Annotated in this window: 12 protein-coding genes; all 12 read left to right on the top strand. The window is 70.3% G+C overall.

The features are described from left to right. The first annotated feature begins 272 nt into the window (after window positions 1-272). Window positions 273-1,331 carry an N-acetyl-gamma-glutamyl-phosphate reductase gene (gene argC, locus ACI2K6_RS04245; RefSeq protein ID WP_282502309.1) on the top strand — a complete coding sequence of 353 codons (1,059 nt, stop codon included), beginning with the start codon at window positions 273-275 and terminating at the stop codon, window positions 1,329-1,331. Beyond that, window positions 1,328-2,485 (top strand): bifunctional glutamate N-acetyltransferase/amino-acid acetyltransferase ArgJ, encoded by a 1,158-nt coding sequence (gene argJ, locus ACI2K6_RS04240; RefSeq protein ID WP_282502310.1) that lies wholly within the window; start codon window positions 1,328-1,330, stop codon window positions 2,483-2,485. Before argC ends, argJ begins: the two co-directional genes overlap by 4 nt. After that, on the top strand, window positions 2,482-3,387 hold the full coding sequence (gene argB, locus ACI2K6_RS04235; RefSeq protein ID WP_114587953.1) for an acetylglutamate kinase: 906 nt from the start codon (window positions 2,482-2,484) through the stop codon (window positions 3,385-3,387). Before argJ ends, argB begins: the two co-directional genes overlap by 4 nt. Then, complete coding sequence (locus ACI2K6_RS04230) at window positions 3,384-4,631, top strand: acetylornithine transaminase (RefSeq protein WP_274177575.1); 1,248 nt, start codon at window positions 3,384-3,386, stop codon at window positions 4,629-4,631. The genes argB and ACI2K6_RS04230 overlap by 4 nt, the downstream gene beginning before the upstream one ends. Next, the gene (argF, locus tag ACI2K6_RS04225) at window positions 4,628-5,551 is read left to right on the top strand and encodes an ornithine carbamoyltransferase (RefSeq protein ID WP_064956902.1); all 924 of its coding nucleotides are present in this window, start codon (window positions 4,628-4,630) and stop codon (window positions 5,549-5,551) included. The genes ACI2K6_RS04230 and argF overlap by 4 nt, the downstream gene beginning before the upstream one ends. A 33-nt stretch (window positions 5,552-5,584) precedes the next feature. Further along, the gene (locus ACI2K6_RS04220) at window positions 5,585-6,685 is read left to right on the top strand and encodes a heparan-alpha-glucosaminide N-acetyltransferase domain-containing protein (protein ID WP_354452189.1); all 1,101 of its coding nucleotides are present in this window, start codon (window positions 5,585-5,587) and stop codon (window positions 6,683-6,685) included. A gap of 9 nt (window positions 6,686-6,694) precedes the next feature. Beyond that, window positions 6,695-8,125 (top strand): argininosuccinate lyase, encoded by a 1,431-nt coding sequence (gene argH / locus ACI2K6_RS04215; RefSeq protein WP_354450966.1) that lies wholly within the window; start codon window positions 6,695-6,697, stop codon window positions 8,123-8,125. A gap of 77 nt (window positions 8,126-8,202) precedes the next feature. Beyond that, window positions 8,203-8,847: a SatD family protein gene (locus ACI2K6_RS04210; RefSeq protein WP_274177577.1), complete on the top strand. Its 645-nt coding sequence runs from the start codon at window positions 8,203-8,205 to the stop codon at window positions 8,845-8,847. Beyond that, the gene (locus ACI2K6_RS04205) at window positions 8,844-9,539 is read left to right on the top strand and encodes a hypothetical protein (RefSeq protein ID WP_354450964.1); all 696 of its coding nucleotides are present in this window, start codon (window positions 8,844-8,846) and stop codon (window positions 9,537-9,539) included. The genes ACI2K6_RS04210 and ACI2K6_RS04205 overlap by 4 nt, the downstream gene beginning before the upstream one ends. Window positions 9,540-9,612: 73 nt before the next feature. Further along, the gene (locus ACI2K6_RS04200) at window positions 9,613-9,963 is read left to right on the top strand and encodes a VOC family protein (RefSeq protein WP_274177579.1); all 351 of its coding nucleotides are present in this window, start codon (window positions 9,613-9,615) and stop codon (window positions 9,961-9,963) included. Window positions 9,964-10,121: 158 nt separating this feature from the next. After that, a complete protein-coding gene (tyrS, locus tag ACI2K6_RS04195; RefSeq protein ID WP_404568154.1) occupies window positions 10,122-11,426 on the top strand; it encodes a tyrosine--tRNA ligase in 1,305 nt (434 codons plus the stop codon). A gap of 9 nt (window positions 11,427-11,435) precedes the next feature. After that, entirely contained in the window at window positions 11,436-12,230 is a 795-nt protein-coding gene (locus ACI2K6_RS04190) for a DUF4184 family protein (RefSeq protein ID WP_404568153.1), read from the top strand. The last annotated feature ends 20 nt before the right edge of the window (window positions 12,231-12,250 follow it).

Genomic DNA, 12,250 nt, shown 5'->3' with positions numbered 1-12,250 from the left:
TCGAACGGCGCCCGACGGCCGCAACTGCGCCTCATACCGCGGACGCCGGCAGCGGGGGATTTGGCGGATGCCGCGAGCGAGCGCTACTGTCGGCGCATGTCTTCGGCCCCGCAGCGCACCGTCTCGGTGCTTCGCGCGCGCCGACGTCTGGGCGACCGCCGACGCTAGGCGACCCTGCACGCTCCCGCATCCGCGGTCGAGCGCGTGGTGTCGCCGCCGCCGGTCCCCGTCGCCGCGAAGGCGACGTCATCCCAGACAATAAGGTGGAAGTCATGCCCCTCTCCGTCGCCGTCTCCGGCGCATCCGGATACGCGGGAGGCGAGATCCTGCGCCTGCTCGCCGCTCACCCCGAGGTCGAGCTCCGCACGGTCACCGCGCACTCCAACGCCGGTCAGCCGCTCATCGAACACCAGCCGCACCTCCGCTCGCTGCGTCACCTCACGCTGCAGCCCTCGACGCCCGAGGTGCTCGCGGGGCACGACATCGTGTTCCTCGCCCTCCCGCACGGCCAGTCGGGTCAGTACACCGAGGCGCTCGCTGACACCGCCCTCGTCATCGACGCGGGCGCCGACCACCGGCTGACGTCGTCGGACGACTGGGATGCCTTCTACGGCGGCGACTTCCACGAGCCCTGGACCTACGGTGTGCCCGAGCTCCTCGTCGGAGGCGCGAACGGCACCGGCAAGCAGCGCGACAAGCTCGTCGGAGCCTCGCGCATCGCTGCTCCCGGGTGCAACGCCTCGACCGTCGCGCTGAGCCTCGCGCCCGGTGTCGCCGCCGGTGTCATCGACCCGAGCGATATCGTGAGCGTGCTCGCGGTCGGTCCCTCGGGCGCGGGCAAGAGCCTGAAGACGAACCTCCTCGCCGCCGAGATCCTCGGATCGGCGAACCCCTATGCCATCGGCGGGACGCACCGCCACATCCCCGAGATCCGGCAGGCGCTTCGGGGAGCGGGCGCGGTAGGCGACATCCGCATCTCGTTCACCCCCGTCCTCGTGCCGATGTCGCGCGGCATCCTGGCCACCTCGACCGCTCCGATCGCGGACGGCGTCTCCGACGCTCAGATCCGCGAGGCGTGGGAGAGCGCCTACGCGGATGAGACGTTCGTGCAGCTGCTGCCCGAAGGATCCTTCCCTCGAACGGCCGACGTCACCGGCGCGAACACCGCGCTCATGGGCCTGGCGATCGACCGGGCCGCCGGCCGTGTGGTCGTCGTGACCGCGGTCGACAACCTCGCCAAGGGCACCGCCGGTGCCGCCATCCAGTCGATGAACATCGCCCTCGGTTTCGCCGAGACCACGGGCCTGAGCGTGAACGGAGTCGCCCCGTGAGCGTCACCGCCCCCCAGGGTTTCGAAGCCGCCGGTGTCGCCGCGGGCCTGAAGTCGACCGGAAAGCCCGACGTCGCCGTCGTCGTCAACCGCGGCCCGCTCAAGGTCGGCGCCGCGGTGTTCACCTCGAACCGCGCCAAGGCGAACCCGATCATGTGGTCGCAGCAGGCGATCGCCGACGGCGTCGTCGAAGCCATCGTCCTCAACTCCGGCGGAGCGAACTGCTTCACGGGCAGCTTCGGCTTCCAGACGACGCACCAGACCGCCGAGAAGGCGGGGGAGCTGCTGGATGTCAGCTCGGGCGATGTGCTCGTCTGCTCCACGGGCCTCATCGGCACCGGCGACGAGGTGTTCCGCGCCAAGGTGCTCGAGGGCACCACGGCGGCGATCGGCTCGCTCAGTGCCGAGGGCGGCGAGGACGCCTCGCTCGCGATCATGACCACCGACTCGCGGCCCAAGCGCGCCGTCGTCTCACGGGGTGGCTGGACGATCGGCGGCATGGCGAAGGGCGCGGGGATGCTCGCACCGGGCCTCGCGACGATGCTCGTCGTCATCACCACCGACGCCGTTCTCGACGCGGCGCAGGCGGATGCCGCGCTGCGCTCCGCGACTCGCACGAGCTTCGACCGGCTCGACTCCGACGGGTGCATGTCGACCAACGACCAGGTCACCCTCATGGTCAGCGGCGCGTCGGGCGTGACGCCGGATGCCGCCGAGTTCGCCGCCGCGCTCGCCGAGCTGTGCGCCGACCTCGCCGAGCAGCTGCAGGGCGACGCCGAGGGTGCGAGCCACGACATCGCGATCGAGGTCGTCGGCGCGGCATCCGAAGAGGACGCCGTCGTCGTCGGACGCTCGGTCGCCCGCAACAATCTCTTCAAGGCCGCGATCTTCGGCAACGACCCGAACTGGGGCCGGGTGCTCGCCGCGATCGGCACGACCGATGCGGCCTTCGACCCCTACGACGTCGACGTCTCGTTCAACGGCGTGCGGGTGTGCACCGCCGGCGGGCCCGACCGCCCGCGTGAAGAGGTCGACCTGACGCCCCGCGCGACGCGCATCCTCATCGACCTGAAGTCGGGCGATGCCACGGCGACGATCCTCACGAACGACCTCACGCACGACTACGTCCACGAGAACAGCGCTTACTCCTCATGAACGACATCGACCTCCAGTACACGACCCCCGAAGAGGCGGCCGCCAAGGCGGGCGTCCTCATCGAGTCGCTGCCGTGGCTGCAGCGCTTCCGCGATCAGATCATCGTCATCAAGTACGGCGGCAACGCGATGGTTTCTGAGGAGTTGCAGGAGTCGTTCGCGCAGGACATCGCTTACCTCCGCTTCGTCGGCGTGAAGCCCGTCGTCGTCCACGGCGGCGGCCCGCAGATCTCGAAGATGCTCGACCGGCTCTCGATCGAGAGCGAGTTCAAGGGCGGCTACCGGGTCACCAGCACCGAGGCGATCGATGTCGTCCGGATGGTGCTGACCGGGCAGATCAACCCGCAGCTCGTCGCCCGCATCAACGCGTACGGCCCGTTCGCCACCGGCCTGTCGGGCGAGGATGCCGGTCTGTTCGGCGGTCGCCGGCGCGGCGTCGTGATCGACGGCACCGAGCACGACCTCGGGCACGTCGGCGATGTCGTGGAGGTCGACCCGCAGCCGGTGCACGATCAGCTCGACGCCGGACGCATCCCGGTGATCTCCTCGATCGCACCCGATCTCGACAACCCCGGTCATTCGCTCAACGTGAATGCGGATGCCGCAGCCGCTGCACTCGCGACGGCCCTCGGCGCCACGAAGCTCGTCGTCCTCACCGACGTGCCCGGCCTCTACGCCGACTGGCCCAACCGCGACTCGCTCGTCTCCCATCTGACGTCGACGGACCTGCGCGCGATGCTGCCGAAGCTCGAGTCGGGGATGATCCCGAAGATGCAGGCATGCCTCGACGCGGTCGACGGGGGAGTGGACACGGCGGCCATCATCGACGGACGCCAGCCCCACTCGGTGCTGGTCGAAGTCTTCACAGCACAGGGAATCGGTACGGAGGTGGTGGCGGGATGACGAACCCGACGATCCAGCAGACAGCGCCCACATGGGCGGATGACGTCGATCGCGACCTCGTCCGCAGCGCCGGCGCACGCCTGGCGCTGCTCGAGCGCGGCGAGGGCGCGTACGTCTGGGATGTCGACGGCAAGCGCTACCTCGACTTCCTGGCCGGCATCGCCGTCAACTCGCTCGGACACGCTCACCCCGTGTTCGTCGAGGCGGTCTCGCGTCAGGCAGCCACCTTGTCGCACGTCTCGAACTACTTCGCCACGCCGCCGCAGCTCGAGCTCGCGGCGAAGCTCAAGCGTCTCGCGGGCACCGGCGATGCCGGTCGCGTCTACTTCGGCAACTCCGGCGCCGAGGCGAACGAGGCGGCGTTCAAGCTCGCGCGTCTGCACGGCGGAGCCGAGCGCCCCCGCATCCTCGCGCTGAAGGATGCGTTCCACGGTCGCACGATGGGCACCCTCGCCCTCACCGGCAAGCCGCAGATGCAGCAGCCGTTCGAGCCGATGGTTCCCGGCGTCGAGAGCATCGACTCGACGATCGAGGCTCTCGAGGCCGCGATCGACGACCGCGTCGCAGCCCTGTTCGTCGAGCCCATCAAGGGCGAGGCCGGGGTCATCCCGCTGCCCGAGGGCTACCTCGCGGCGGCGCGTGAGATCACGAAGCGCCACGGCGCGCTGCTGATCATCGACGAGATCCAGACCGGTGCCGGGCGCACCGGCGCGTGGTTCGCCTTCCAGCACGCCGGCATCGAGCCCGACGCGATCACGGTCGCCAAGGGCATCGGCGGCGGCTTCCCGATCGGCGCACTGATCACCTTCGCGAGCGCGAGCGACCTCTTCTACCCGGGCACGCACGGCTCGACGTTCGGCGGCAACCCGCTGGGCACCGCGGTGGCGTCGGCGGTGCTCGGCGAGATCGAGAACGGCGGGCTCGTCGAGGCCGCCGCAGCTCACGGCGCACGCCTGCGGCAAGTGCTCGAGACGATCGACTCGTCGCTCGTCGAGGGCGTGCGCGGACAGGGTCTGCTGCTGGGCGTCGGGCTGCGGCATCCGGTCGCCGGCGCCGTCGTCGCGGCGGCGCAGGAGCACGGCCTGATCGTCAACGCCGCCAACGACCGCACCGTGCGGATCGCTCCGCCGCTCACCATCGGCGACGTCGAGATCGACGAGTTCGCCGAGCTTTTCACCGCCGCGCTGCGCACCGTCGAGTCGGCCCTGCTTCTCGAGAACACGACCACGGAGGAATCCGCATGACCCGCCACCTGCTCCGCGACGACGACCTGAGCCCGGCCGAGCAGGCCGAGGTCCTCGATCTCGCCCTCTCGCTGAAGAAGGACCGCTGGAAGCTGAAGCCCCTCGAGGGTCCGCAGACCGTCGCGGTCATCTTCGACAAGTCGTCGACCCGCACGCGCGTCTCGTTCGCCGTCGGCATCGCCGACCTCGGTGGCTCGCCGCTGATCATCTCGACGGCCAACAGCCAGCTCGGCGGCAAGGAGACCCCGTCCGACACCGCGCGCGTGCTCGAGCGCCAGGTCGCCGCGATCGTCTGGCGCACGTACGCGCAGGCAGGTCTCGAGGAGATGGCTCGCGGCACCCGCGTGCCGGTCGTCAACGCGCTGAGCGACGACTTCCACCCCTGCCAGCTGCTCGCCGACCTGCTCACCATCCGTGAGCACAAGGGCGACCTCGCCGGGCTCACGCTGTCGTTCTTCGGCGACGGGCAGTCGAACATGGGTCACTCGTACGTGCTCGCGGGCGTGACCGCGGGCATGCACGTTCGAGTCGCGTCTCCCGAGGGGTACGGCCCGCGTGAGGATGTCGTCGCCGACGCGCAGCGCATCGCGGCACAGACGGGCGGATCGGTCACGATCCTCGTCGACCCGCTCGAAGCAGCATCCGGCGCCGACGTCATCGTGACCGACACGTGGGTGTCGATGGGCAAGGAGGAGGAGAAGATCGCACGCATCCGCGATCTGGGTGCGTACAAGGTGACGCAGCAGACGATGGATGCCGCCGCCGACGGGGCGATCTTCATGCACTGCCTGCCCGCCGACCGGGGCTACGAGGTCGACGCCGACGTCATCGACGGCTCGCACAGCGTCGTCTGGGACGAGGCCGAGAACCGTCTGCACGCGCAGAAGGCGCTGCTGGTCTGGCTGCTGCGTCAGCAGTGACCGCGGAGCGGTGAGGAGCGGCCGGTGCCGGGGATGAGCGCGATGCTGCGGCGCCGCCCGCTGTTCGCGCCCTCGCGCATCGACGGCATCGACCTCGCTCGCGGCCTCGCCGTGATCGGGATGCTCGCGGCGCACCTGCTCGCGATCCCCGACTTCGATTGGACGATCCCCTCCTCGTACGAGGGGATCGTCCACGGGCGCTCGTCGATCCTGTTCGCAACGCTCGCGGGCGTCTCGATCGGGCTCATCAGCGGCGGACCGGTTCCGCTGCGCGGGCCACGACTCGAGACGGCCCGTCTGCGCCTGCTCGTGCGGGCCGGAGCGATCTGGGTGATCGGCGTGCTGCTTCTCTTCCTCGCGGTGCCGGTGTACGTCATCCTTCCCGCCTACGCGCTGCTGTTCGTGATCGCTGCCGCGGTGCTGCCGCTGCGGGCACGCACGCTGCTCATCGCGGCCGCGGTCGTCGGGCTCGTCGCGCCGTTCCCGCAAGCGGCGATCGACGGCCTGTCGTTCTGGTCGACACCCGAGGGGGTCGACGTCTCGAACGCTGTCGGATGGCATTACCCGTTCCTGACCTGGATGGCGTTCGTCCTCGCGGGCATGGGGGCGGCGCGCCTCGACCTGCGCTCGCGCGCGACGCCGCGGTTCCTCGCGCTTGCGGGGCTCGCCCTGACCGCTGCCGGGGCCGCTCTCGACATCGTGTGGGGGCGCTCCGAGGTCTTCGGACAGACCCCGTGGACCGGGGAAGCCCACTCATCCGGGCTGTTCGAGGTGATCGGATCCGGCGGGTTCGCCCTCCTCGTCATCGGCGTGTGCGTGCTCGTGTGCCGGACGCCCCTCACGTGGGTCGCGCTGCCGCTGCGCGCCGTGGGCTCGATGCCGCTGACCGCGTACTCGGCGCAGATCGTCGTATGGGCACTCACCCGGCCCGCCGCCGAGCCGGGCGTCTTCGAGCTCGACTCCTACCGAGCCCTCGATCCGTTCTGGCCGATGACCCTCGGCATCATCGTCGGATGCACGGCCTGGGCGCTCGCCGTCGGACGCGGTCCCCTCGAAGCCGGCATCGACGCACTCGCCCGGCTGACGGTGCGCGGGCGCGTGGAGGCGCCGGGCACAGCGATGCCGCCCCGATAGGCTGGAGCGATGAGCGCAGACACGTCAGGCGGCACGAACTCCGGGGCTCTCTGGGGAGCCCGCTTCGCCTCGGGCCCCGCGCCCGAGCTGGCCCGCCTGAGCCGATCGACGCACTTCGACTGGACGCTCGCCGGATACGACATCGCCGGATCTCACGCTCACGCGAAGGCGCTCGCCGCCGCCGGGTACCTCACGCCCGACGAGGAGAGCCGCATGCACGCGGGGCTCGACTCGGTGCTCGCCGCCGTCCGCGACGGATCGCTGCAGCCAGCCCCCGGCGACGAAGACGTGCACGGCGCCTTGGAGGCCGCCCTCATCGCGACCGTCGGGCCGGAGCTCGGCGGCAAGCTGCGCGCCGGTCGCAGCCGCAACGACCAGATCGCCACGCTCGTGCGCCTGTACCTGCTCGATCACGCCGAGGTCATCGCCCGCGACATCCTGCGGGTCATCGACGCCATCGTCGGTCAGGCCGAGAACCACTCCCGCGCGATCATGCCCGGCCGCACCCACCTGCAGCACGCGCAGCCGGTGCTGCTCGCCCACCACCTGCAGGCCCACGCCTGGCCGCTGCTGCGCGACCTGGAGCGCCTGCGTGACTGGGCGGCGCGCGCGCGGATCTCTCCCTACGGCGGGGGAGCGCTCGCCGGTGCGACCCTCGGTCTCGACCCGCAGCTCGTGGCCACGGAGCTCGGCCTCGAGCGTCCCGCCGATAACTCGATCGACGGGACCTCCTCGCGGGATGTCGTGGCCGAGTTCGCTTTCATCGCCGCGATGATCGGCGTCGACATCTCGCGGTTCGCCGAAGACATCATCATCTGGAACACCCGCGAGTTCGGCTTCGTCACGCTCGATGACGGCTACTCGACCGGGTCGAGCATCATGCCGCAGAAGAAGAACCCCGACATCGCCGAGCTCGCTCGCGGCAAGGCCGGTCGTGTGATCGGCAACCTCTCGGGCCTGCTCGCGACCCTCAAGGCGCTGCCGCTCGCGTACAACCGCGACCTGCAGGAAGACAAGGAGCCGGTCTTCGACTCGATCGAGACGCTCGAGGTGGTCTTGCCCGCGTTCGCAGGCATGGTCGCGACGCTCCGCTTCGACGTCGACCGGATGGCCGAGCTCGCGCCGCAGGGGTTCTCGCTCGCGACCGATGTCGCCGAGTGGCTCGTCAAGCGCGGTGTGCCGTTCCGCGAGGCGCACGAGATCTCGGGCTCGCTCGTGCGGCTCTGCGAGGAGCGGGGCATCGAGCTGCATGAGGCATCCGATGACGACCTCGTCTCGGTCTCGGAGCACCTGGCTCCCGAGGTCCGCGAGGTTCTGTCGCCCGAGGGATCGGTCGCCAGCCGCGACGGCATCGGCGGAACCGCGCCGGTGCGGGTCGCCGAGCAGCGTGCGGCACTGATCGCTCAGGCTCAGCACGCCGTGCGGGTGTGGCAGCTCTGACATAAGCGATCATCTGATATCAGGCATTCATCAGCTGATGACTGATATCCGCGGGATATAAGTGCTAGCCTGATCTGATGACCGTTGCTGTCATCGCCGACATCGTCGGCTCTCGCCTGCTCGACGATCGCAGCCGCACCCAGGCGCAGATCGAAGCAACGATGGCCGAGGTCGATCGCGCCCTTCCCGTCGCCGTGACCCCGATGCGTGCCACGTTCGCCGACGAGTTCCAGGCGGTCTTCGACGAGCTGGATGACGCGCTGGCCTGGCTTCTGCTCCTGCAGCTGTCGCTGCCCGACGAGGCGTCGCTGCGCTTCGGGGTCGGTGTCGGCGACGTCGGCTCGGTCGCATCCGAGAGCTCGGACATCTCCGACGGGCCGGGGTGGTGGCGGGCGCGCGAGGCGATCGAGCAGGTGCACGCGATGCAGGACCGCGCGGTTCCGCGCGCCCGCATCCGCATTGTCGGAGGGGAGGACGAGGATGTCGCCATGGCCGACCGCATCCGCTTCGCCAACGCCTACGCGCTCGCCCGCGACGAACTCGTCGGGGCGATGTCGGCGCGCGCGCGGCGCCTGACCTACGGCCGCTGCCTCGGTCGCACCCAGGGCGCTCTCGCGAAAGAGGAGGGCATCACCCAGTCGGCCGTATCGCAGCTGCTGGCGTCATCCGGAGCTCCCGCGATCGTCGCCGGGTACACGGCCCTGACGGAGCGCTCGTCGTGATCGGCGCGGGACTCATCCTTCTCGCGGTCGGCGGGCTCGACCTCGCCCGCAAGCGGCTGTCGGGCGCGAAGCTCGGGATCGTGCTGGTGGTCCTCGGCGCGGCGCTGCTGCCGCTCGCGGCCTGGGCGGGCGCCGCGGCCTGGTGGTTCGCGGCGATCGCCGTCGCGGCCGGGTGGGCGGCGGTCACCTCGACGCGCGAGCCCAATCGGTGGGGACTGTGGCCCGCGGCGCTCCTGGCGGTCGTCGTGGCCGTGGCGGTCGCCCTCATCGGGGTGCGCGATGGCCAGGGGCCGCTCGAGAGGATCTGGCCGATCGACTCGCCGCTGGGCGTCGTGAGCCTCGACCTCGCCATCGCGCTGGCGGGCGCGTTGGTGTTCCTCGTCGAGTCGGGAAACGTCATCGTGCGGGCATCGCTGCGGGGCGGTGTCGTCGCCGCCGAAGCGGCGAACGAGCTGAAAGGCGGGCGCATCATCGGCCCTCTCGAGCGCGTGCTGGTCTTCGCCCTCACCCTCACCGGGGCGTTCACTCTGCTGGCCGCCGTGCTCGCGGCGAAGGGCATCGTCCGCTTCCCGGAGATCTCGCGCGACCACGACGGGGGCGACCGCGCCGAGTACTTCCTCGTCGGAAGCCTCGTCAGCTGGGTCGTCGCCCTCGGCGCGGCCTTCCTCATCTGGTGGGGCACCGCCGCCTGACCGTCATCGAGGCGGGTCGCGCCGTGCGCCGCTGACTCTTGTCGTGCTGAGCGGCGTTCGTCATGCTCAAGGCATGGCGAAGATGGAGCATTTCGAGATCCCGGCCGACGACATCGCGCGCGCCCGGGAGTTCTACCGAACCGTTCTCGGGTTCGACTACGAGCCGTGGGGAGATGACATGGGCGTGCTCCGGCAGCCCGATGGCGAAGGCGTCAACGGCGACCTGCACAAACGGTCTGCCGTGCCGCATCCGACAGTCGTCTTCACCGTCGACCGCATCGAAGACGTCGTGGCCGCGGCGGTTGCAGCGGGCGGCGAACAGGTCGGTGAGATCCAGGCTCTCGGCGACGACGCGCGCTGGGTCTACTTGCGAGACTCCGAGGGCAATGTGATCGGTCTGTACGACCAGGTCTCGGCGAGCTGACTCGCGTGCCGTCGTCAGGCTCAGACGCCAGGTCGGGGCGGCGAAGCCGCCCCGAGCGCCTCTCAGCCTGTCGGCGGGACGACTCAGGCTGATTCCTGACAGGTCGGACCTGCCCGACCGACCGTGTCGGCGGGTGCGCCGCTGATAGCCTGAAGCGCGTGTCTGATGAAGCCCTGACGACCGCCCCCGTGGCGCTCGATCCCGCGTTCGAGAACGTGTGGGACGAGCTGGTGTGGCGCGGTCTCGTGCATGTGTCCACCGACCAGGAAGCGCTGCGAGAGGCGCTCGGCGGAGACCCCATCACGTATTACTGCGGCTTCGACCCGACGGCGGCATCCCTGCACCTCGGCCACCTCGTGCAGCTGCTGACGCTTCGCCGTCTGCAGCTTGCCGGTCACAAGCCCCTCGGGCTCGTCGGTGGGTCGACCGGCCTCATCGGCGACCCCCGTCCGACCGCCGAGCGCACGCTCAACTCGCGCGAGACCGTCGCCGAGTGGGTCAACCGGCTGCGCAGTCAGATCGAGAAGTACCTCAGCTTCGAGGGCGAGAACGCCGCTCGCATGGTGAACAACCTCGACTGGACGGCGCCGCTGTCGGCGATCGACTTCCTGCGCGAGATCGGCAAGCATTACCGCGTCGGCACGATGCTGAAAAAGGATGCCGTCGCCGCGCGCCTGAACTCGGATGCCGGCATCAGCTACACCGAATTCAGCTACCAGATTCTGCAGGGACTCGACTTCCTCGAGCTCTACCGCCAGTACGGCTGCACGCTGCAGACCGGTGGATCGGACCAGTGGGGCAACCTCACCAGTGGCACCGACCTCATCCACCGTGTCGAGGGCACCTCGGTGCACGCGTTCGGCACGCCGCTGATCACCAACAGCGACGGCACGAAGTTCGGCAAGAGCGAAGGCAACGCCATCTGGATCGACGCTGAGCTCACGAGCCCGTACGCGTTCTACCAGTTCTGGCTCTCGACCGCGGATGCCGATGTCGTCGAGCGCCTGAAGGTGTTCACGTTCCTCAGCAGCGCCGAGATCGCGGACTACGAGCGCCTCGTCGCCGACGAGCCGTTCCGCCGTGCCGCGCAGAAGCGTCTGGCGTTCGAGGTCACCGCGACGGTGCACGGCGTCGACGCGACGGCGAAGGTCATCGCGGCGTCCGACGCGTTGTTCGGTCAGGGCGACCTGACCGCTCTCGACGCTGCCACGCTGCGCTCGGCCCTGCAGGAGCTTCCGCACGCCACCGCGTCTGCCGGCGCCTCGGTCGTGCAGCTGCTCGTCGACACCGGGCTCGTCGGCAGCCTGTCGGAGGCCCGCCGGGCCATCGCGCAGGGCGGCGTCTCGATCAACGGTGCGAAGGTCGACGACGAGTCGGCCGTCGTCGTCGGCGATCTGCCCGGTGGCCTCGCCGTGCTGCGGCGAGGCAAGAAGACGCTCGCGGGCGTCTTCGTCGAGGACTGACCCGACCGGATGCCGTTCACCCCGAGCCACGCCGTCGTCGCGCTGGCGGTCGTTCGCACACCGCTCGTGCCGGCGGCAGTGGTCGTCGGGGCGATGGCTCCCGACCTGCCGTTGTTCGCCCGCGGGATCGGCATCAGCTATGCGCAGACGCACGAGTACCCGTGGCTGACGGTCGTGATCGCGGGTGTGCTGCTGCTCGCGTGGTGGCTGCTGCTGCGCCCGGCGGTGCGCGAGCTCGGGCCGGACTGGCTGTCGAGACGGCTGCCGCAGGCGTGGGATTCCGCGGGCGGCGACGCGCTGCGAACGGTCGTGCCGGGAACGCGGCGCGGCTGGTCGGTTGCGGTCACGGTTCTGCTGGTCGTGGTGTCGCTCGCTCTCGGCGTGTTGAGTCATATCGCCTGGGATGCCTTCACCCATGAGGGGCGTTGGGGCGTCGAGCTCTTCCCCGCGCTGGCCGAGCGCTGGGGACCGTTCCACGGCTACCGGTGGTTCCAGTACGCATCGAGCGCGCTCGGCCTGCTGGGGCTCGCGGTGGCGGGGGCGTTCTGGCTGCGGAAACGGTCGTCGGCTCCGGTGCGGCGGGTGCTGCCCGGTGCCGTGCGGGTGGTCTGGTGGCTGTCGCTGCCGGTCGCGCTCGTCGCGGCGTGGCTGATCGGCCTCGCCGCGTACGGCCCGCTGACGGCGCAGTGGACCGCCCAGCACCTCGCCTACCGCGTGCTGCCGCCCGCGTGCGCCATCTGGGGGCTGGTCACGCTCGTGCTGTGCGTCGTCGTGCAGGTGGCGCGTCGCCGCGCGACGCGCTGAGTATCGCGGGATTCCTGTTT

It is taken from the genome of Microbacterium sp. NPDC006705 (assembly GCF_044903545.1).
GTDB classification, from domain to species: Bacteria; Actinomycetota; Actinomycetes; order Actinomycetales; family Microbacteriaceae; genus Microbacterium; species Microbacterium plantarum.
Note: the sequence above shows the minus strand (reverse complement) of the source record. Positions and strands in the feature narration are given on the sequence as shown.

Excerpts from the sequence above, each read along its gene's own strand:
- argC (WP_282502309.1), top strand. The coding sequence starts at position 273 with ATGCCCCTCTCCGTCGCCGTCTCCGGCGCATCCGGATACGCGGGAGGC.
- argB (WP_114587953.1), top strand. The coding sequence starts at position 2,482 with ATGAACGACATCGACCTCCAGTACACGACCCCCGAAGAGGCGGCCGCC.
- ACI2K6_RS04230 (WP_274177575.1), top strand. The coding sequence starts at position 3,384 with ATGACGAACCCGACGATCCAGCAGACAGCGCCCACATGGGCGGATGAC.
- argF (WP_064956902.1), top strand. The coding sequence starts at position 4,628 with ATGACCCGCCACCTGCTCCGCGACGACGACCTGAGCCCGGCCGAGCAG.
- ACI2K6_RS04220 (WP_354452189.1), top strand. The coding sequence starts at position 5,585 with ATGAGCGCGATGCTGCGGCGCCGCCCGCTGTTCGCGCCCTCGCGCATC.
- argH (WP_354450966.1), top strand. The coding sequence starts at position 6,695 with ATGAGCGCAGACACGTCAGGCGGCACGAACTCCGGGGCTCTCTGGGGA.
- ACI2K6_RS04210 (WP_274177577.1), top strand. The coding sequence starts at position 8,203 with ATGACCGTTGCTGTCATCGCCGACATCGTCGGCTCTCGCCTGCTCGAC.
- ACI2K6_RS04200 (WP_274177579.1), top strand. The coding sequence starts at position 9,613 with ATGGCGAAGATGGAGCATTTCGAGATCCCGGCCGACGACATCGCGCGC.
- ACI2K6_RS04190 (WP_404568153.1), top strand. The coding sequence starts at position 11,436 with ATGCCGTTCACCCCGAGCCACGCCGTCGTCGCGCTGGCGGTCGTTCGC.